Raw genomic sequence first — 18,027 nt, 5'->3', positions numbered from 1 at the left:
GGGGCGCGCGGTTGCCCCATGAGCTGAGACATTCGAGGTGAATTCATGAGCGAGGCGAGCAGCCCAACCAACTTTATCCGTCAGATCATCGATGAAGATCTGGCCAGCGGTAAGCACAACCACGTGCATACCCGTTTTCCGCCGGAGCCGAACGGTTATCTCCATATTGGCCACGCCAAGTCCATCTGCCTGAACTTCGGCATCGCCCGTGACTATCAGGGCCAGTGCAACCTGCGCTTCGATGACACCAACCCGGCGAAGGAAGACATCGAGTTCGTGGAGTCCATCAAGCAGGACGTACAGTGGCTCGGCTTCCAGTGGAGCGGCGAGATCTGCTACTCCTCCGACTATTTCGACAAGCTGCACGGCTATGCCATCGAGCTCATCGAGAAGGGTCTGGCCTATGTGGACGAGCTCTCCCCCGAGCAGATGCGCGAATACCGCGGCACCCTGACCGCACCCGGCAAGAACAGCCCGTTCCGCGATCGCAGCGTGGAAGAGAACCTGGCGCTGTTTGCCAAGATGAAGAGCGGCGAACTGGCCGAAGGCAGCGCCTGCCTGCGCGCCAAGATCGACATGGCATCCCCCTTCATGGTGATGCGGGATCCCGTCATCTATCGCATCAAGTTTGCCCACCACCACCAGACAGGTGACAAGTGGTGCATCTATCCGATGTACGACTTCACCCACTGCATCTCGGACGCCCTGGAGGGGATCACCCACTCCCTGTGCACCCTGGAGTTCCAGGACAACCGCCGTCTGTATGACTGGGTGCTGGACAACATCAGCATCGACTGCCACCCCCGTCAGTACGAGTTCTCCCGTCTGAACCTCGAATACACCGTCATGTCCAAGCGCAAGCTGAACCTGCTGGTGACCGAGGGGCACGTCAGCGGTTGGGACGATCCGCGCATGCTGACCGTCTCCGGGCTGCGTCGCCGTGGTTACACGCCGGCCTCCATCCGCGAGTTCTGCCAGCGCATCGGCGTGACCAAGCAGGACAACATCGTCGAGATGAGCATGCTGGAAGCCTGCATCCGTGACGATCTCAACGAGAACGCTCCCCGTGCCATGGCGGTGCTGCATCCGGTGAAGGTGGTCATCGAGAACCTGGCCGGCGACGAGGTGCTGACCGCACCGGCTCACCCGAACAAGCCGGAGATGGGCAGCCGTACACTGCCCTTCACCCGCGAGATCTTCATCGACGAGGCGGACTTCAAAGAGGAAGCCAACAAGCAGTTCAAGCGTCTGGTGCTGGGCAAGGAAGTGCGCCTGCGCAATGCCTACGTCATCAAGGCAGAGCGGGTCGAGAAGGACGCGGACGGCAAGGTCACCTGCATTTACTGCTCCTACGATCCCGAGACCCTGGGCAAGGATCCTGCCGATGGCCGCAAGGTGAAGGGGGTGATCCACTGGGTCAGCGCCACTCAGTCTCTGCCTGCCGAGATCCGTCTCTACGATCGTCTGTTCAAGATGCCGAACCCCGGTGCCGAGGACGACTTCGAAGGGGCGCTCAACCCGGATTCCCTGGTGATCATCGAGGGTGCCCGGGTCGAGGCTTCCCTCAAGGACGCCAAGCCGGAGTTTGCCTACCAGTTCGAGCGTGAAGGGTATTTTTGCGCCGACAACAAGCTCTCCAGCCCGGAGCAGCTGGTGTTCAACCGCACAGTTGCCCTGCGCGACGTCTGGGGCAAGGCCGAGGCCTGATCGCTGCGGTCTGACAAGAAGAGGGCAGGGGAGACCCTGCCACTCTGGTCCGGATTGCGGACACAAAAAAAGCCAGCGTGATGCTGGCTTTTTCATGGCTGCTCGCGGCCGACGGCGTTATTCGTCGTGCTTGCAGTCACCGTTGGCGCAGTGACCATACAGATAGAGGCTGTGGTTGGTCAGGCGGATGTTGTGGTGCTTGGCGATATCGCGCTGACGCTGCTCGATCACCTCGTCGGAGAACTCGATCACCTTGCCACAATCGAGGCAGACCAGGTGGTCGTGATGTTCCTGGGTCGCCAGCTCGAACACCGACTTGCCCCCTTCGAAGTGGTGACGGGTGACGATACCGGCATCATCAAACTGGTTGAGAACGCGATAGACGGTAGCAAGACCAATCTCCTCACCCTGGTCGATCAGCCGTTTGTACAGATCTTCCGCACTGGTGTGCTGGCAGTCCGGCTGTTGCAGGATTTCCAGGATCTTGACGCGGGGCAAGGTGATCTTGAGCCCGGCCTTTTTTAACGCTTGGTTGTTGTCTGCCATATTCTATTTATTCGCATTCTCGAAGGTGTGGTTATTCTGATTGACTGCCGAAGGAATGGCAACCACGAACTCGTATGGCCTGACATTATAGGTCGTAGCCAAGCCAAAAATAAACCCAGTAATTCAAGGGGTTTAGCACATTTCTCACCTGTGGAAGATTAATCTGGCCGACCCGGACCGGGCTTGCTCCGCGAGGGAATGTTGATACTATGTCACTTCTCTATAGTCTGGTCGGATGAGATCCATGGATTGGCTTTTTGGCAACGCGGCCTGGGTGCGCCACGCCCTCAACGCCTGGCCCCCCTTCTGGGGAGCAGGCATCAAGATAGAAACATTGAGCCCGGATTTTCGCTTCTGTCGGGTCACCCTCAAGTCCCGCTGGTGGAACAAGAATGCCAACCGGACCCAGTTCGGCGGCAGCATGTTTGCCATGACGGATCCCATCTATCCGCTGATGCTGATGGGCCATTTCAAGAACCGCTATTACGTCTGGGACAAGGCGGGCAGCATCAATTTCATCAAGCCTGGCAAGGGGATGCTGGTGGCGGAGTTCAACCTGACCGACGCCAAGCTGGCATCCATAGTGGCGGCGACCGAGGGGGGCAACAAGCATTTCCCCGAGTTCGAGGTGCAGGTGCAGGACAAGCGGGGCGAGCTGGTGGCCCAGGTCAGGCGCACCCTGTATGTGAAACCCAAGCCGGAACACAGAACGCAGGGCCAGGCAGCGCCAGCCAGTAAGGAGTAGAAACAACAAGGGCCCCAGCGGGGCCCTTGTTGTCAGAGGAGGGAGATCACTCCAGCTCGCTCAGACACATCTCTTCGTGCAACTGTTTGCACCAGCCCTTGACGCGCTCGGCGGTCAGCTCCGGCTGGCGATCCTCATCGATCCCCAGACCGACGAAGTGCTTGTCATCCACCAGTGCCTTGGAGGCCTCGAACTCATAGCTCGCGGTTGGCCAGTGGCCGATGATGATGGCACCTTTGGCTTCGACTATGTCACGCAGGGTGCCCATGGCGTCGAGGAAATATTCAGAATAGTCTTCCTGATCGCCGCAGCCGAAGATGGCGACCAGCTTGTTGTTGAAGTCGATCTCTTCGAGCTCGGGGAAGAAGTCATCCCAATCGGCCTGGGCTTCGCCGTAGTACCAAGTCGGGATACCGAACATCAGCAGATCGAAGCTGTCGATGTCGGCCTTGCTGCTCTTGGCAATGTCACGGACTTCAATCAGTTGTTTGCCCAGTTCTTTCTGGATCATCTTGGCGACAGCTTCGGTATTACCGGTATCGCTGCCGAAAAACAGACCTACACTAGCCATAGTGTTTAGTTACCCGTATCTGGTTAATGCTTAACGGTTCAGATTGCGATGCCTGCTGCATGCGCAGACTCAATCTGTTGCTTCAGGATAGATTGGATCAGCTCGGCTCGGCTGACGTTCTGTTGTAGCGCAAGTTGGTTCAGGCGCTCCAGCAATTCGGCCTCCACCTTTAACTCTACCCGCTTCAGGCCGTTCTCCCGATCGCGCTTGAGCTGGTTGCGCTTGTTGATCTTGAGTTGGGTCTCACGGGGGAGTGGATTGGTCTTTGGCCTGCCGGGGCGCTTCTCAGTTGCGAACAGATCCAGTGTTGTTCGATCAGTTTGCTGTTTGGCCATACATCACAGATGAAAAGTAGTTAGCCGATCCCAGAGCCTTCCCAGCCCATTTCGATCAGCCCCTTGGCGACAAAACCCGCGCAACCCAGAAACAGAACCAGCCAGACGATAAAGCGGCCGAAACGGGGCACGTTGCCGCGTTTGAGCACGTCGTGAATGGCCAGACCAATCAGCAGGAAGATGGCCACGAAGAACAGCTTCAGGCCCAGACTCTCGATCAGATCGATATGTTCATACAGCATGGATTGCGCACACTCCTTATGACGGGCGCACTATATCACAAAGGATTTGAAACTGTTAACCGCCTGTCGACAGGAAATCCACAACCAGCTTATTGAACAAAACCGGCTTTTCGGCGTGCAGCCAGTGGCCGGTTCCGGCGATGACACGGGCCTTGGCGGCCGGGAATTGTGCCATCACCGTCTCGGTATATTGAGGCTGCACATAGTCGGAATCCCCCCCCTTGATGAACAGGGTCGGCCCCTCGAAGCGGGTCTGGTCGTCGGGCCAGCCCATGATATTGGCGTAGTTGCGCTCAAGGGCCGGCACATTGAAGCGCCAGGCCCAGCCCGCCTCGGTTTTGGCGAAGGATTTGAGCAGGAACTGGCGCACCCCGGGGATCTCGACGTACCGGGCCAGCAGGGCCTCGGCTTCGGCACGGCTCTGGGGGGGATTGGCCAGCGTTGCGTTGAGCCCGGCAAACACATTCTGGTGGCGGGCATGGGGATAGGCCACCGGGGCTATGTCGGCCACCACCAGCCGGTCGACCTGGGAAGGGGCCAGCTTGGCGACCTGCATGGCGACCTTGCCCCCCATGGAGTGACCGACCAGGGATACCTTGTCCAGCGCCAGGTGATCCAGCAGGGCGATCACATCCGCTCCCTGCTGCGGGTAGCTCATCTCATCCGAGTGAAAGGAGGCACCGTGGTTGCGCAGATCGACGCTGATGACCCTGCAGTGTTCGCTCAAGGGGCGGGCCAGCAGGCCGAGGTTGTCCAGGCTGCCGAACAGGCCGTGGATCAGCACAACGGCAGGGCCTTGTCCCTGATCCTTGAAATTCAATAATGAGTTTTGTTGCAAAATGACACCTTGTCGGTCGTGGGCTGTTTCGCCAGATTTTTAACACACTGAAAGAAAAGGATTTCATTCCTCGCAGGGCATTTTTTTGTGGTTTTTTTCCAAAAAAATGGCCCGGGATCGGCTATCAGTGCGGGGGATCACACACTTGGCCCGCCATTATGCCGTATTCTCACCGAGATTCATGCACATCTGCCAGCCCCTCCCTTGGGCTGCCGGGTCTGCCTATGTATAATCGCCGCATCCGAATTTCGACGAGTCCAGCGCATCCCTATGAAAACCATCGAGCTTGATGACGATCTCTACTTCTTTATCGCCAGCCAGACCCGGCACATCGGCGAGAGTGCTTCCGATATCCTGCGCCGTCTGCTGGAACAACCCGTCAAGGCGGGGGCGACAGTGCCGGCCGCGCCTGTGGCCCAACCTCAGCCCCTGGCCGATGCCATGGGACTGGAGGCCCTGCTCGATTCCGGCGAGCTGCAAAAAGAAGAGAAGTCCATCAACCGCTTCATGCTGGTGCTCAGCACCCTGTACCGGGACAACCCGGAGAGCTTCACTCAGGCGACCGAAATAAAGGGGCGCAAGCGCGTCTATTTCTCCCAGGATCCCGAGGCGCTGCGTGCCAGTGGCAGCACCACCAAGCCCAAGCAGGTGCCGGATACCCCGTTCTGGGTCATCACCAACACCAACACCAGCCGCAAGCAGAACATGGTGGCCCAGCTGATGGCCAGCATGGGTTATGACGAGGATTTGACCGCTCGGGTGTGCGGCACCGTTTAACGCATCAACGACTCAAGGCCTTGCCGGGCAAGGCTTCTGCTCAAGGAAAACGCCATGGCACAGCATCCCCACGCCGGTCAGCCGGCCCGTTTAAGCGACTTGACCAACATTCCCCGTCTGGTCAGCGCCTACTACCTCAACAAGCCGGACATGAGCCGCCCCGAGCAGCGGGTCGCCTTCGGCACCTCCGGCCATCGGGGCAGCGCCCTGCACAGCGCCTTCACCGAATCCCATATTCTGGCGGTGACCCAGGCGCTGGTGGAGTATCGCCAGCAGGCCGGCATCACGGGCCCGCTGTTCGTGGGCATGGACACTCACGCCCTCTCTGAATCCGCCTTCTCCAGCGCGGTGGAAGTGCTGGCGGCCAACGGCGTCGAAACCCGCATCCAGGCAGGCCTCGGCTTCACGCCGACCCCTGTCATCTCCCACGCCATCCTGCGCCACAATTCTGGTAAAGAAGGGGCAGGCAAGCCGGCGGCCCTGGCGGACGGCGTGGTGATCACCCCGTCCCACAATCCGCCGGAAGACGGTGGCTTCAAGTACAACCCGCCCCACGGCGGTCCTGCCGAAGGGGAGATCACCAAGTGGGTGGAAGACAGAGCCAACGCCATTCTGGAAGCCGGCCTGGCCGGCGTGAAGCGGATGCCGTTCGCCGAGGCCCTGGCCAGTGAGTTCGTGGTCGAACACGACTATGTCACCCCCTATGTGGATGATCTCGAGAACGTGCTGGATCTGGCCGCCATCAAGCGGGCTGGCATCAAGATAGGGGTGGATCCCCTCGGCGGCTCCGGCGTGGCCTATTGGGACGTGATCGCCAAGCGCTACGATCTCGACATCGAAGTGGTCAACTATCGCGTCGATCCGACCTTCTCCTTCATGACCCTGGATAAAGACGGCAAGATCCGGATGGACTGCTCCAGCCCCTTCGCCATGGCGGGCCTGATTGCCCTGAAAGACAAGTTCGACATCGCCCTTGGCAACGACCCCGACTACGACCGTCACGGCATAGTCACCAAGGCGGGTCTGATGAACCCGAACCACTACCTGGCGGTGGCCATCCAGTATCTGTTCACCCACAGAACCGGCTGGCCCAAAACGGCGGCGGTCGGCAAGACGCTGGTCTCCTCTTCCATGATCGACCGGGTTGCCGGCGAGATCGGCCGCACCCTGAAAGAGGTGCCGGTCGGCTTCAAGTGGTTCGTGGATGGCCTCTACAGCGGCGAGTTCGGCTTTGGCGGCGAGGAGAGCGCAGGCGCCTCCTTCCTGCGCAAGGACGGCACCGTCTGGACCACCGACAAGGATGGCTTCATCCTGGCGCTGCTGGCCGCCGAGATCCTGGCCGTGACCGGCAAGGATCCTCAGGCCCACTACGACGCCCTGGAAGCCAAGTTCGGTCGCTCCAGCTACCGCCGCATCGACGCCCCGGCGAGCAGCGCCCAGAAGGCGGTGCTCTCCAAGCTGGATCCGGCGCTGGTGGAAGCCTCGACCCTGGCCGGTGAACCCATCATCGCCAAGTTGACCAAGGCGCCCGGCAACGATGCCGCCATCGGTGGCCTGAAAGTGGTGACCGAGAACGGCTGGTTCGCGGCGCGCCCCTCGGGCACCGAGTCCATCTACAAGATCTACATGGAGAGCTTCAAGGGCGAGGCGCACCTGGACCTCATTCAGCAGGAGGCTCAGCAGATAGTCTCCGCGGCCCTGGCCAAGGCTGGCGTCTGAGCTTGAGGTAAGTTTTTGAAGCGCATAAAAAGGAGCCTACTTGGCTCCTTTTTGCTGGGTGTCTGGTGAGGTTCTGGTGCCCGATCAGCCATTTCCCGGCTGGTCGGGGCAAGCCTTGGCAGCCTGCCCGCCCTTGAAGAGAGGCCGGGTCGGCAGCTTCATCAGGAACAGAGAGAGCAGGATCACCGCTATGCCGAGCCACTGGCGACCATCCAGCGTTTCTCCCACCAGCAGCACACCGAAGGAGACAGCCACCATGGGGTTGGTGAGGGCCAGCATGCCCATCACCTCGGGGCCGTGGCGCTTGAGCCCCCAGAGCCAGGCCCAGTAGGCCAGCGCCGTGTTGAGCAGGACAAGCCAGAGCAGGCCGGGGGCACTCGCCGGTTGCGGCAGTGGCATGGGGCCCGCCAGCCACCAGGCGAGCGGGATCAGCATCAGGCCCCCGAGCAGCAGTTGCCAGGCGGTCAGCGCCAGCAGATCGCTCACCGGCCAGCGCTGCATCCAGCGGCTGGACTGGCCGATGAGCAGGGTGGCCAGCAGGGCACACGCCACGCCGACGGGATCCAGGTTGGCGGAGGGGTTGAGCAGCAGGAGCACACCCGCGAGCCCCATCAGACCCAGCAGCAGCCACTTCAGGCTGGGTCGCTTGCCATCCTGCCACCAGGCCAGCCCCATCAGGATGAGGGGCAGGGTGGCACCCAGGGTGCCCGCCACCGCCCCCGGCAGGCGATAAGCCGCCACGAACAGCAGGGCGAAGAAGGCGGTAATGTTGCAAAACGCCAGCAGGAACTGCCGGCTCCAGGTGAGCGGTGGTCGGCGGGGATGGAGCAGCAACAGCAGTATACCGGCCGGCAGCGCCCGCCACACGGCCACCCAGTAGGGGGAGTAGTCGGTCAGGTAGAGGCTGACGACGGCATAGGTACTGCCCCAGAGCAGGGGGGCGAGCAGGGCAATCAGCAGTGGCATGGTTGTCTCGCAATAAAGTATCTTGAAGTAAAGATAAATTAGCCGCGAGTTAGTTTATTATCAAGTATCTTTTCGAAAAGATAATGGAGCCGGAATGGATAGTGATCATGTAGACCTGTTGCTGGCCCAGTGGGCGCGGCAGCGACCGGATCTCGACTGCTCCCCCATGGGGGTGCTGGGGCGGGTGGCGCGCATGGCGGCCATCGCCGGGCGCGAGGTGAGTGAAGAGCTCAAGGCATGCGGCCTGCTGGGCTCGGACTTCGACATACTGGCGACCCTGCGCCGGGCCGGTGAGCCGCTGACTCCGACTGCCCTCTACCAGTCCGCCATGCTGAGCTCGGGGGCCATGACCGCCCGACTCGACAAACTGGAAGAACGGGGCTTGATCGAACGCCAGGCCGCCCCGAGCGATCGGCGCAGCCTCTTGGTCTGCCTGACGGAGCCGGGGCGTGAGCTGGTCGACCATGCGGTGGAGCGCCACGTGGCGAACGAGCGGCGTCTGCTGGCCCCGCTGACGGACGAGGAGCAGGGGCAGCTGGCCGCTCTGCTCAAGCGCTGGCTGCTGGAAAACGAATAGCAAAACGGGCCCTGGGGCCCGTTTTGCATTGGCAAGGCGCGGTTTCAATAACCGCCTCTGGCGTCCTTGACCGCCAGACCCAGCTGCCACACCGCCATGGCGTAGTGGGTGCTGTGGTTGTAGCGGGTGATGGCGTAGAAGTTCGGCAGGCCGTACCAGTATTGATAGCCGGTGCCCACATCCAGGCGCAGCAGGCTCGCCTCCTTGTGGTTGCCGAGCGAACCTGTGGGGGCAAGCCCGGCCCCGCGCAGGGTGGCGACCGGGTAGCGGGTCTGGAAGCCGTGCTCATAGCCGGGCAGCTGGCCCTGACCGCGCACCGCCACCGGTTGACCCTTCTCCCAGCCATGGGCCTTGAAGTAGTTGGCCACGCTGCCGATGGCATCCACCGGATCCCACAGATTGGTGTGGCCATTGCCGTTGAAGTCCACCGCATAGCTGCGGAAGCTCGACGGCATGAACTGGCCATAGCCCATGGCGCCGGCGTAGGAGCCCTTGGGTTCGGTGGGATCCATGCCCTCATCCCGGGTCATCACCAGGAAGGCCTCCAGCTCGCCGGTGAAGAAGGTCGCCCGGCGCGGGTAGTCGAAGGCCAGGGTCGCCAGGGCATCCAGGATGCGGGTCTTGCCCATCACCCGGCCCCAGCGGGTCTCCACCCCTATGATGCCGACGATGATCTCGGGGGGCACCCCGTAGATCTGCTGCGCCCGATTGAGCTCGCTCTCGTACTCACGCCAGAAGCTGACGCCGTTTTGCACATTGTCCGGGGTGATGAACTTGGCGCGGTAGCGATTCCAGGCGCCGGTCGGCCCTGTGGGCGGCGTGGTGGTGGGCGCCTGGGCGTCCATCAGCCGGATGATCCAGTCGTAGCGCTCCGCCTGGGCCAGCACCCGGTGCAGCTCGGCGCCGTTGAAGCCGTGCTTGTCGACCATGCGCTGCACGAAGTTGTCCACGTTGGTGCGGTTGGCGAAGTCTCCCTTGCTGACTCCCTGGCCGCTCCCCTGCTGGTAGAAGGGTTTGCTCGGCGGCGTCTGATTGATGAAGGCGCTCTGGGGCTGCGGCTTGACCACGGGCTTGGGGGCCGGTGTGCTGCTGCAGCCATAGAGCAGGGGGAACAGGGAGAGGGTGAGGAGAAGGCGACGCATACGGTTCTCGTGAGCCTGAAAAAGAGTGTCGTCATGGTAAAACATTGGCGTCCATGCGCAAGTGCTCAGTGCAGGGCCGGGGGCCCATATTCATCGGCCGCTGAATTCGCCGACAGGCCCGCCCCCTCTCAACGCAGGGTGTGGTAGCCGCTCCAGAGCCGGGTCAGGGTGGTGATGGCGCAGAGCAGGGCGAAGCCGTAGGCCAGCGGGGCGAAGGCGGCGGGCCAGAGGCACATCAGCACGAACAGGGCTATGGTCTCGCTCCCCTCGGTCAGGCCGCCCAGGTAGTAGAGTGACTTGTGGTGGTAGACCGGATTCTCGATGCCGCGCTTGCCCGCCATGATGGCAAAGGCGAGGAAGCTCGAGCCCGTGCCCATGAAGGCGAACAGCAGGGTGGCGGCGGGCAGGGCGTTGGCGGGGTCGCTCAAGGCAAAGCCCAGCACCACGGCGGCATAGAAGATGAAGTCGAGGCTGATATCGAGGAAGCCGCCGCAGTCGGTGATCCCGCTCTGGCGCGCCACTGCCCCGTCCAGGCCGTCCAGCAGCCGGTTGATCAGGATGGCGAGCAGCGCCCAGCCGTGCCATCCCAGCGCCAGCAGCGGCAAGGCCAGCATGCCGATGGCAAAGCCGGTGAGGCTTATCTGGTTGGCGCTGATCCCGGCCCGGCACAGGGGGACAGCCAGCAGCTGGAGGGGGCGGCGAATGAGGGGGATCAGATGGCGGTCAAACAAGGTCTGTGTCCTCTTTGATCAAGCAGGGCGTGGTCAGGGTGAGGATAGCCCCCGGGGCATCCTCCTCGTCGTGGGTGACCAGCAGGGCGGGCATCCCCAGCGCCTTGAGCCGCTCGAACACCAGGGTTCTGAAGGCCGCGCGCAGCGGCTTGTCCAGCCGGGAGAAGGGCTCGTCCAGCAGCAGGGCCTCTGGCTCTGCCAGCAGGGCCCGCAGCAGGCTGACGCGCGCCTTCTGACCGCCGGAGAGCTGGCCCGGCAGCTTGTCCGCCTGTCCTTCCAGTCCCACCTCTGCCAGCGCCTCCAGGGCGCTGGCCCGCCTCGCCGGTATCCCCCTGAGATGAGCCGGCATGCCGAACATCAGGTTCTCAGCCACCGTCAGATGGGCAAACAGCAGGTCGTCCTGAAACAGCATGCCGATGCGCCGTGCCTGGGGCGCCAAGGGGGTGAGCAGCCGCTCGCCGAGCCGTATCTCCCCCGCCAGCCGGATAGGCCCCCCCGGGGGCAGCACCCCCGCCAGGGCCGCCAGCAGGGAGCTCTTGCCGCAGCCGCTCGGGCCCATCAGGGTCAGCACCTCGCCGGGGGCCACCGTCAGGGGGGGCAGCGTCAGCAGGGGCTGCTCATCCAGGTAGAGGGTGAGCGCGGTGGTATGCAGCATGATCAAGGCCTCAGTGCAGGATTGATACGGCGGGGCAGCCAGAGCACCAGGCCGTAGATGAAGAGTGGCAACAGCAGTTGCAGCAGGCCATAGAGGCCAGCCAGTCGCCGGTTGAGGCCGCTGCCTATGGCCACCGCCTCTGTGGTGATGGTGACCACGCGGCCCGCACCGAACAGCAGGGTGGGCAGGTATTGGGCCAGGCTCACCGCCGCCCCGACCCCGAAGGCGAACAGCAGCGGCCGCGCCAGCAGCGGCCCCTTCACCCGCCACCAGGCGCGCCAGGGGCTGGCCCCGAGGGAGAGTGCCGCCCGGGTGAGGCGATCGTCGAACTGGCGATAGGGGCCGTGCAGGCAGAGATAGACATAAGGGAAGACGAACAGCAGCTGGCTCCAGAGCACCCAGCCAGGTCCTATGCCGTCGACGGCGTCGAGCCAGTCGATCTGCAGGCGCAGCCCGAACAGCAGACTGGCCTGGGGCAACAGCAGTGGCAGGCAGATGAGCCAGAGCGGCCACTGGCGGTCAGGGGTGCGGCGGCCCTGCTGTGCCTCCAGGGCGAGCACCGCCAGTAGCAGCGAGAGGGCGGCGCAGAGCAGGGCCAGCCACAGGCTCTGCCACAGCAAGGGCCCCAGGGTGGGTAGCAGCTCCAGCCAGTGACGGCCGCTCCATTCGCTGGGCCAGAGTGCGGGGAAGGACCAGCGCCGGGCCAGGGACCAGAGCAGCAGGGAGGCCAGCACCAGCAGATTGGTGAGGATCAGCCCCCACACGGCGGTGCGGGCGACTAGCGCAGGCCAGGGCGCGGCGGGGGCGCGTCGCCCATCCAGCCAGCGGGCCTTGCCAAGCGCCCCCTGGCCCCACTCCAGCAGCCGCAAGGCGGCGAGCAGCAAGAGGTTGAGCGCCAGCAGCAACAGGGCGCCGCTGGCGCTGGCCCCGCGCCACTGGAGGCCCGGGTCCTGATACCAGAGCCAGAGCCGCACCGCCAGAGGGGCAGGGGCATCGGGCCCCAGCAGCAGGGCGAGATCCACCACTCCCAGGCCATAGGCCGCCACCGCATAGAGGGGCAGGCGCAGGGCGGGCCAGAGCGCGGGCAGCAGCAGGCGCCACCAGATCTGCGGCCCGCTGAAGCCCATGGTTTGTCCCAGCCACTGCTGGCGGCTGACCCGGGCGGGGTCGAGAGCCGAGAGCGCCATCAGCAGCAGAAAGGGGGTCTCTTTCAAGATGAGCGCCAGGATGAGGCCGAGCCCCCAGGGATCTTTCAGGGTCTGCCAGTCGGGCGGCAAGTCAAAGCCGGTGAGGGCTGGGGAGATCAGGCGCAGCAGCCAGCCGGAGGGGGCGAGCAGGAAGGCCACGCCAATGGCGAAGGCGACGTGGGGCAGGGCCAGCAGGGGGGAGAGCAGGCGGCGAAGCCAGCGCATCCAGGGCCGCCCCTCCCCCTGGGCGAGCAGCAGGGCGGTGAAGATCAGGGCCCCCAGGGTGGAGGCGCCCGCTACCCAGAGGCTCAAGCCCGCCGAGTGCCAGAGCCCGGGCTGGGGGAGCAGCAGGCTGACATGGCCCCTGGTCAGCCCCTCGAGCAGCAGGAGCAGCAGGCCGCCGGCAACAGGGGCGGCCAGCGACAGGGCACACAGCAGGAGAAAGAGGCAGCGCCAGGGCCGGATGCTCATGGTTTAGTGGCCGTAGCGTTCGGCCCAGGCCGCTTCCAGCCGGGTCTGCCAGCTGGGGTGGGGTTCGGCCACCGCCTTGAAGCGCAGGGCCGGCTGACTGTTCCCGGGCAGGGCATCCTGGCGCAACACGCTGGGGTCGCCCCAGAAGGCGGGATCCGCCTTGCGGGCCTGGGCGGTGGGGCTCAGCAGGAAGTTGGCCACCACCTTGGCACCGGCCCGGGCGCTGGCGTTGAAGGGGATGGCGAGGAAGTGGCTGTTGGTCAGGGCCCCCTTGCTCATGGCAACGGCCCTCACCGCAGGGGGCAGGGCGCCATTTTGCACCGAACTCTGGGCCTCGCCCGGGTTGAAGCTGATGGCCATGGCCAGCTCGCCGTCATCGAGCAACTGCCTGGTCTCGGCGGCGCTGGTGGGGAACAGCTTGCCCTTGCGCCAGAGCGCGGGGTGAAGCGCATCGAGCCAGACCCAGAGCGGGGCCGTGAGGCGGGTAAAGTCGGCGTCGTTCGCCTCCCGATACAGTGGCGCGGGATCATCGGTCAGTTCCAGCAAGATCTGCTTGAGAAAGCTGGAACCATGGAACTGGGGCGGCTTGGGATAGGTGAAGCGCCCGGGATGAGCCTTGGCCCAGGCGAGCAGCTCGGCCGCCGAGGTGGGCGCTGTGGTGACTTCCTCCGTGTTGACCATCAGATTGAGCTGCCCTATGCCCCAGGGGGCCTCGAGCCCGGCGACCGGCAGGGTGAAGTCCTCGTGCACCGGCAGCTTGGTGTCCACCAGAGCCATGTTCGGCAGCTCCTGGGTGAAGGGGGCCCCCAGCAGCCCCTGTTCCTTGAGCGCCTTGAAGTTCTCCCCGTTGACCCAGAGCAGGTCTATGGGGCCGCCCGACGTCTTGCCCGCCTGCTTGCTGGCCAGCAGCTGGCTGACGCTCTGGGCTATGTCATCCACCTTCACCTGCACCAGGGTGACCTGATAGTCGCGCGCCAGCTCCTGCTCGGCCCACCCCAGGTAGGCGTTGATCTCCGGGCTGCCGCCCCAGGCATTGAAATAGACGCGCTGGCCCTTCGCCTCGGCGAGGGTTTGCTGCCAGGCCTCCTGGCTTGCGTGGAGCTGGGTCGCCAGCAGCAGGGGGAGGGCTGCGACGAGCAGGGGGTGGAGCAGGGCGCTTAGCCGGGTCTTGAACATGATGAGGGTCTCGTGGGCTCAGGCGCCGCGGCGCCAACTGTGATAACGGGCCAGCAGGGCCAACAGGCGGGTGGGTTGGTGGGCCCGCTTCCACTCACCGGCCAGATACTTGTTCCCCTCCATCAGGGTGGGATAGGCGTGTATGGTGCTAAGGATCTTGCCAAGCCCCAGACGGTGGCGCATGGCGAGCACAAACTCGGCGATCCGCTCGCCGGCGTGAGCGCCCACTATGGTGGCGCCGAGGATCCTGTCCTTGCCCGGCACCGTCAGCACCTCGATAAAACCGTGGCGCTCGCCGTCGGCGATGGCGCGATCCAGCTCGGCCAGATTGAAGCGGGTCGCCTCGAAGGGAATGCCTTGCGCCTCGGCCTCCTTGCGATTGAGGCCGACCCGGGCAATCTCGGGGCTGGTGTAGGTGGCCGCCGGGATCACGCGATAGTCCGCCTTGAAGCGCCTGAACTGGCCAAAGAGGGCGTTGACGGCGGCATACCAGGCCTGATGGGCGGCGAAGTGGGTGAACTGATAGGGGCCCGCTACGTCCCCCACCGCCAGTATGCTGGGGTAGTTGGTAGCCAGGAAGCCGTCGACCTTGACGGTGCCACGGGGGGTCAGCTCCACCCCCAGCTCTTCGAGCCCGAAGCCGCTCACGTTGGCCACCCGGCCTAGGGCCAGCAGCAGCTGATCCCCCTCAAGCACTTGCATCTCATCGCCCCGGCGCAGTTGCAGCCGGATAGGCAGGGCGCCTTCGGCCGCGGGCTCATAGTCGGCGCGCTCTGCCCGCCAGCCGGTGAGTAGCCGCACGCCGTCGCGGGCCATCTGTTCGGCCAGCGCTTCGGCCACCTCCCGCTCTTCCCGGGGCAGCAACTGATCGGCCAGCTCCACCAGGGTGACGGGAATGCCGAGCAGGGCAAGGCTTTGAGCCAGCTCGCAGCCGATGGGGCCGCCGCCGAGCACCAGCAGGTGGCGGGGAGGTTCGCGCAGTTGCCAGAGGCTGTCCGAGGTGAGGTAGGGCACCTGCTCAAGACCCGGCAGCTTGGGCACCAGGGGCCTGGCGCCGGTGGCAATCACGATGTGACGGCTGCTAAGGCGCCTGCCGTCCACCTCCAGCTCCCAGGGGGAGACGAAGCGGGCCCGGCCCTGAATGCACTCCACCCCCAGCCCCTGATAGCGCTCAACCGAGTCGTGGGGCTCGACCTCCTTGATCACCGTCGCCACCCGCTCCATCACGGCGGCAAAATCGGCCCGGGACTGGCTGGGGCTGAAGCCGAGTTCGCCAGCCTTGCGCTGATCAAAGGCGAAGCGGGCGCTTCGGATCAGCGCCTTGGAGGGGACGCAGCCGATGTTGAGGCAATCTCCCCCCATCTTGTGCTGCTCGATGAGGGCCACCCTGGCCTTGACCGCGGCGGCTATGTAGCTGGTGACCAGGCCCCCGGCACCGGCGCCTATCACCAGCAGGTTGTAGTCGAAGCTAGCCGGTTTGCGATAGGGGGCGTGCAACCGGCGCAGGGCGAGCCGGCGTTGCAGCCCTCGCATCAGCCAGGGCATCAGGCCGAGCAGGGTCAGGGCCGCCACCAGGCCGGGGGAGAGGATATTGCCCGTGCTGGTGAGGCTGGCGAGCTCGCTGCCCGCCAGCACATAGACGAAGGTGCCCGGCAGCATGCCGAGCTGGCTGACCCAGTAGTAGGTACTGACTCTGATGGGGGTGAGCCCCATCAGCAGGTTGATCAGAAAGAAGGGGAAGAGGGGGATGAGGCGCAGGCTCAGCAGGTAGAAGGCGCCATCCTTCGCCATGCCGGCCTCAAGGGTGGCCAGCTTGTCCCCAAAGCGGCGGCTCACCCAGTCGCGCAGCAGGAAGCGGGCGCTGAGAAAGGCCAGGGTGGCGCCCAGGGTGCTGGCAAAGGAGACCAGCAGTAGCCCCCAACCGACGCCGAACAGGGCGCTGCCCCCCAGGGTCAGCAGGCTGGCGCCGGGCAGGGAGAGGGCAGTGGTGACCACGTAGAGGAGGGTGAACAGCAGGGCCGCCTGGCCGAAGTGGGCCTGCACCCAGGCCGAGGCTTGCTCCTGGTGTGCCTGCAACCGGGAGAGGCTGAGGTAGGCATCGAGATCCAGGGCGAAGAAGGCGCCGACCAGGCACCCCATCACCAGCAACAGCAGCAGGCGGCCCCGGCTCATTGGCCATCCCTGTCGGAGGGTGCCGGGCGCTCGGGCTGTACCGGTAACTGGCAGAAGCCCTGGGGGGCTATGTCGAGGGCGGCATTGAACTTGGCCGACATGTTCTGGAAGGCGATGAGGCCGGTCAGCTCCACCAGGGCATCGTCATCGAACCAGGGCTTGAGTCGCGCGGCCTGCTCGTCGCTCACCCCATCCAGCCCCGTCATGGCCTCGGTGTAGTCGAGCACTGCTTTCTCCCGCTCGTCAAACAAGGGGCTGGTGCGCCACTGGGCCAGCGCCTCCACTTTCTCGCTGGAGCCCGCCCGCTTGATGAGGGTCATGGCGTTGATGTCGACGCAGAAGCGGCACCAGTTGAGCTGGGAGACCCGCACCGTCACCAGGGAGCGCAGCACGGGGTCTATGGGGGAGCGCTTGCGGTTGATGACGCCGTAGAGGGTAGCGACGGCGGCAAACAGGCGCGGCGATCGACCCCAGCACTTGCCCGGGATCAGCACCTGACCGTAGTTGCGTTGCTGCAGCCAGAAAAAGGGGCGGATAAACCAGGCATATTCCCGATCCGGCTTGACCTCAATGCGCATGTTGTTCCTCGTCGAGTCTCTGCATCTTGGGTTTGTAGGCCCCCCCCAGCCGTTCGTTGAGCCGGTTCAGGAAGTTCAGGATCCGCCCCCGGTTGACCCCCAGATCGCTGCGCCCCTGGCGGGAGGCTGAGCGCATGTCGACCCGGGTCTCCTTGGGGCCCGTAAAGACCCGCAGCGCCACGTCATCCTCAAAGCCGAACCAGCCGGTGGTGACCACGGCATCGAGGCCGTCCGGGCCCGGACGTACCCGCCAGCCGAGCTCCGTCATCAGCTCCTCCGCCTCGGCGAGCACCTCGGCCGGGGAGGCGTGGGTATAGAGAGGACCGGGGTTGCCGGGAAAAACTTGCAAGGGGGGGACATTGACGGGGAGATCCTGCGCCGTCCTCAGCTGCTCTGCCCACAGCAGACGGGGCGGATGATGGGGATCCGTGCTGACGTCGTTGGTGAGGGGCGAGCGCAGCGCCTGAATGACAAACAGCAGGGGCAGCAGCAGGGGGGCTATGCCCCAGGCATCAGCCCACAGACTGGGGGAGCTGCGGTAGCGCCAGGGCAGGCGCAGCAGGAGCCAGAGGCTTATCAGGGCGCTCGCGAGGCAGAGGGCGAAACCGACCCACCAGGGCCAGAGATGAGCCCGGCTGCCGAGGGCGCCCCCCAGGGGTAGCAACCAGGCCAGCAGGGGCCACCACAAATAGCTGTGCATATGCAGGATCCACTGGTTATGATGGAGCAATGCCCAGAAGGATAAACTTAATTACCTGATAACGTTAGTAAATTATCTTTATCTTGGCGCTTTTTGCCGCCCTGCACGCAGGGGCTGCAGGGCGGTGGCCAGGGCCCGGCCGGGCAGGGAGCCGGCGGGCGCCCTTGTCAGGGCAGAGGGGACACGGGTAAG

At 64.2% G+C, this 18,027-nt stretch carries 19 protein-coding genes; 5 read left to right on the top strand and 14 right to left on the bottom strand.

Annotated features, from left to right (window positions below; translation table 11 throughout):
• The first annotated feature begins 45 nt into the window (after positions 1 to 45).
• The gene (gene glnS, locus G4923_RS05420; RefSeq protein ID WP_163135936.1) at positions 46 to 1,707 is read left to right on the top strand and encodes a glutamine--tRNA ligase; all 1,662 of its coding nucleotides are present in this window, start codon (positions 46 to 48) and stop codon (positions 1,705 to 1,707) included.
• A gap of 117 nt (positions 1,708 to 1,824) precedes the next feature.
• Here glnS and fur read toward each other — a convergent pair whose 3' ends face one another.
• Positions 1,825 to 2,253, bottom strand: a complete 429-nt coding sequence (gene fur, locus G4923_RS05415; RefSeq protein ID WP_111911275.1) for a ferric iron uptake transcriptional regulator — start codon at positions 2,251 to 2,253, stop codon at positions 1,825 to 1,827.
• A gap of 244 nt (positions 2,254 to 2,497) precedes the next feature.
• On the opposite strand from fur, the gene G4923_RS05410 reads away from it, so the two are divergent.
• Positions 2,498 to 2,998, top strand: coding sequence for a DUF4442 domain-containing protein (locus tag G4923_RS05410; RefSeq protein WP_163135934.1), 501 nt, complete (start codon positions 2,498 to 2,500; stop codon positions 2,996 to 2,998).
• A gap of 46 nt (positions 2,999 to 3,044) precedes the next feature.
• Here the strand turns inward: G4923_RS05410 and fldA are convergent, their stop codons facing one another.
• The 4 genes from fldA to G4923_RS05390 are packed head-to-tail and all read right to left on the bottom strand — an operon-like array spanning position 3,045 to position 4,966.
• Positions 3,045 to 3,569 (bottom strand): flavodoxin FldA, encoded by a 525-nt coding sequence (gene fldA, locus G4923_RS05405; protein WP_005325673.1) that lies wholly within the window; start codon positions 3,567 to 3,569, stop codon positions 3,045 to 3,047.
• A gap of 38 nt (positions 3,570 to 3,607) precedes the next feature.
• Positions 3,608 to 3,904, bottom strand: a complete 297-nt coding sequence (ybfE, locus tag G4923_RS05400; protein ID WP_005325670.1) for a LexA regulated protein — start codon at positions 3,902 to 3,904, stop codon at positions 3,608 to 3,610.
• A gap of 20 nt (positions 3,905 to 3,924) precedes the next feature.
• On the bottom strand, positions 3,925 to 4,146 hold the full coding sequence (locus G4923_RS05395; protein ID WP_106887376.1) for a DUF2788 domain-containing protein: 222 nt from the start codon (positions 4,144 to 4,146) through the stop codon (positions 3,925 to 3,927).
• A 55-nt stretch (positions 4,147 to 4,201) separates the two neighbouring features.
• The gene (locus G4923_RS05390) at positions 4,202 to 4,966 is read right to left on the bottom strand and encodes an alpha/beta fold hydrolase (protein WP_163136119.1); all 765 of its coding nucleotides are present in this window, start codon (positions 4,964 to 4,966) and stop codon (positions 4,202 to 4,204) included.
• Positions 4,967 to 5,254: 288 nt separating this feature from the next.
• Here G4923_RS05390 and seqA point away from each other — a divergent pair, with 288 nt between their 5' ends.
• On the top strand, positions 5,255 to 5,761 hold the full coding sequence (seqA, locus tag G4923_RS05385; protein ID WP_163135932.1) for a replication initiation negative regulator SeqA: 507 nt from the start codon (positions 5,255 to 5,257) through the stop codon (positions 5,759 to 5,761).
• 54 nt (positions 5,762 to 5,815) lie between these two features.
• Complete coding sequence (pgm, locus tag G4923_RS05380) at positions 5,816 to 7,480, top strand: phosphoglucomutase (alpha-D-glucose-1,6-bisphosphate-dependent) (RefSeq protein WP_163135930.1); 1,665 nt, start codon at positions 5,816 to 5,818, stop codon at positions 7,478 to 7,480.
• Positions 7,481 to 7,564: 84 nt separating this feature from the next.
• Here the strand turns inward: pgm and G4923_RS05375 are convergent, their stop codons facing one another.
• Complete coding sequence (locus G4923_RS05375; RefSeq protein ID WP_163135928.1) at positions 7,565 to 8,446, bottom strand: DMT family transporter; 882 nt, start codon at positions 8,444 to 8,446, stop codon at positions 7,565 to 7,567.
• A 94-nt stretch (positions 8,447 to 8,540) separates the two neighbouring features.
• Here G4923_RS05375 and G4923_RS05370 point away from each other — a divergent pair, with 94 nt between their 5' ends.
• Complete coding sequence (locus tag G4923_RS05370) at positions 8,541 to 9,023, top strand: MarR family winged helix-turn-helix transcriptional regulator (RefSeq protein WP_139745994.1); 483 nt, start codon at positions 8,541 to 8,543, stop codon at positions 9,021 to 9,023.
• Positions 9,024 to 9,067: 44 nt separating this feature from the next.
• On the opposite strand, the gene mltB is transcribed toward G4923_RS05370, so the two are convergent.
• The 8 genes from mltB to G4923_RS05330 all read right to left on the bottom strand — a co-directional run bounded on the left by mltB (position 9,068) and on the right by G4923_RS05330 (position 17,835).
• Complete coding sequence (gene mltB / locus G4923_RS05365; protein WP_139745993.1) at positions 9,068 to 10,165, bottom strand: lytic murein transglycosylase B; 1,098 nt, start codon at positions 10,163 to 10,165, stop codon at positions 9,068 to 9,070.
• A 128-nt stretch (positions 10,166 to 10,293) separates the two neighbouring features.
• On the bottom strand, positions 10,294 to 10,896 hold the full coding sequence (locus tag G4923_RS05360; RefSeq protein ID WP_139745992.1) for a CDP-alcohol phosphatidyltransferase family protein: 603 nt from the start codon (positions 10,894 to 10,896) through the stop codon (positions 10,294 to 10,296).
• Positions 10,889 to 11,551 carry an ATP-binding cassette domain-containing protein gene (locus G4923_RS05355; protein WP_163135926.1) on the bottom strand — a complete coding sequence of 221 codons (663 nt, stop codon included), beginning with the start codon at positions 11,549 to 11,551 and terminating at the stop codon, positions 10,889 to 10,891. Before G4923_RS05355 ends, G4923_RS05360 begins: the two co-directional genes overlap by 8 nt.
• A 2-nt stretch (positions 11,552 to 11,553) precedes the next feature.
• On the bottom strand, positions 11,554 to 13,209 hold the full coding sequence (locus G4923_RS05350) for an ABC transporter permease (RefSeq protein WP_163135924.1): 1,656 nt from the start codon (positions 13,207 to 13,209) through the stop codon (positions 11,554 to 11,556).
• 3 nt (positions 13,210 to 13,212) lie between these two features.
• Positions 13,213 to 14,385, bottom strand: a complete 1,173-nt coding sequence (locus G4923_RS05345; protein WP_163135922.1) for an ABC transporter substrate-binding protein — start codon at positions 14,383 to 14,385, stop codon at positions 13,213 to 13,215.
• 18 nt (positions 14,386 to 14,403) lie between these two features.
• Entirely contained in the window at positions 14,404 to 16,557 is a 2,154-nt protein-coding gene (locus G4923_RS05340) for an FAD-dependent oxidoreductase (RefSeq protein WP_163135920.1), read from the bottom strand.
• A complete protein-coding gene (locus G4923_RS05335) occupies positions 16,554 to 17,135 on the bottom strand; it encodes a carboxymuconolactone decarboxylase family protein (RefSeq protein WP_163135918.1) in 582 nt (193 codons plus the stop codon). The genes G4923_RS05340 and G4923_RS05335 overlap by 4 nt, the downstream gene beginning before the upstream one ends.
• Entirely contained in the window at positions 17,125 to 17,835 is a 711-nt protein-coding gene (locus tag G4923_RS05330) for a DUF1499 domain-containing protein (protein ID WP_163135916.1), read from the bottom strand. The genes G4923_RS05335 and G4923_RS05330 overlap by 11 nt, the downstream gene beginning before the upstream one ends.
• Positions 17,836 to 18,027 lie beyond the last annotated feature (192 nt).

The organism is Aeromonas rivipollensis, from assembly GCF_010974825.1.
Classification (GTDB): Bacteria; Pseudomonadota; Gammaproteobacteria; order Enterobacterales; family Aeromonadaceae; genus Aeromonas; species Aeromonas rivipollensis.
Note: the sequence above shows the minus strand (reverse complement) of the source record. Positions and strands in the feature narration are given on the sequence as shown.

Bases quoted from the DNA above. Each gene is read 5' to 3' on its own strand.
- pgm (WP_163135930.1), top strand. From the start codon at position 5,816: ATGGCACAGCATCCCCACGCCGGTCAGCCGGCCCGTTTAAGCGACTTG.
- mltB (WP_139745993.1), bottom strand. From the start codon at position 10,165: ATGCGTCGCCTTCTCCTCACCCTCTCCCTGTTCCCCCTGCTCTATGGC.
- G4923_RS05350 (WP_163135924.1), bottom strand. From the start codon at position 13,209: ATGAGCATCCGGCCCTGGCGCTGCCTCTTTCTCCTGCTGTGTGCCCTG.
- G4923_RS05395 (WP_106887376.1), bottom strand. From the start codon at position 4,146: ATGCTGTATGAACATATCGATCTGATCGAGAGTCTGGGCCTGAAGCTG.
- fur (WP_111911275.1), bottom strand. From the start codon at position 2,253: ATGGCAGACAACAACCAAGCGTTAAAAAAGGCCGGGCTCAAGATCACC.
- G4923_RS05335 (WP_163135918.1), bottom strand. From the start codon at position 17,135: ATGCGCATTGAGGTCAAGCCGGATCGGGAATATGCCTGGTTTATCCGC.
- glnS (WP_163135936.1), top strand. From the start codon at position 46: ATGAGCGAGGCGAGCAGCCCAACCAACTTTATCCGTCAGATCATCGAT.
- G4923_RS05345 (WP_163135922.1), bottom strand. From the start codon at position 14,385: ATGTTCAAGACCCGGCTAAGCGCCCTGCTCCACCCCCTGCTCGTCGCA.
- G4923_RS05330 (WP_163135916.1), bottom strand. From the start codon at position 17,835: ATGCACAGCTATTTGTGGTGGCCCCTGCTGGCCTGGTTGCTACCCCTG.
- G4923_RS05375 (WP_163135928.1), bottom strand. From the start codon at position 8,446: ATGCCACTGCTGATTGCCCTGCTCGCCCCCCTGCTCTGGGGCAGTACC.
- G4923_RS05340 (WP_163135920.1), bottom strand. From the start codon at position 16,557: ATGAGCCGGGGCCGCCTGCTGCTGTTGCTGGTGATGGGGTGCCTGGTC.
- seqA (WP_163135932.1), top strand. From the start codon at position 5,255: ATGAAAACCATCGAGCTTGATGACGATCTCTACTTCTTTATCGCCAGC.
- G4923_RS05370 (WP_139745994.1), top strand. From the start codon at position 8,541: ATGGATAGTGATCATGTAGACCTGTTGCTGGCCCAGTGGGCGCGGCAG.
- G4923_RS05355 (WP_163135926.1), bottom strand. From the start codon at position 11,551: ATGCTGCATACCACCGCGCTCACCCTCTACCTGGATGAGCAGCCCCTG.
- G4923_RS05410 (WP_163135934.1), top strand. From the start codon at position 2,498: ATGGATTGGCTTTTTGGCAACGCGGCCTGGGTGCGCCACGCCCTCAAC.
- fldA (WP_005325673.1), bottom strand. From the start codon at position 3,569: ATGGCTAGTGTAGGTCTGTTTTTCGGCAGCGATACCGGTAATACCGAA.
- ybfE (WP_005325670.1), bottom strand. From the start codon at position 3,904: ATGGCCAAACAGCAAACTGATCGAACAACACTGGATCTGTTCGCAACT.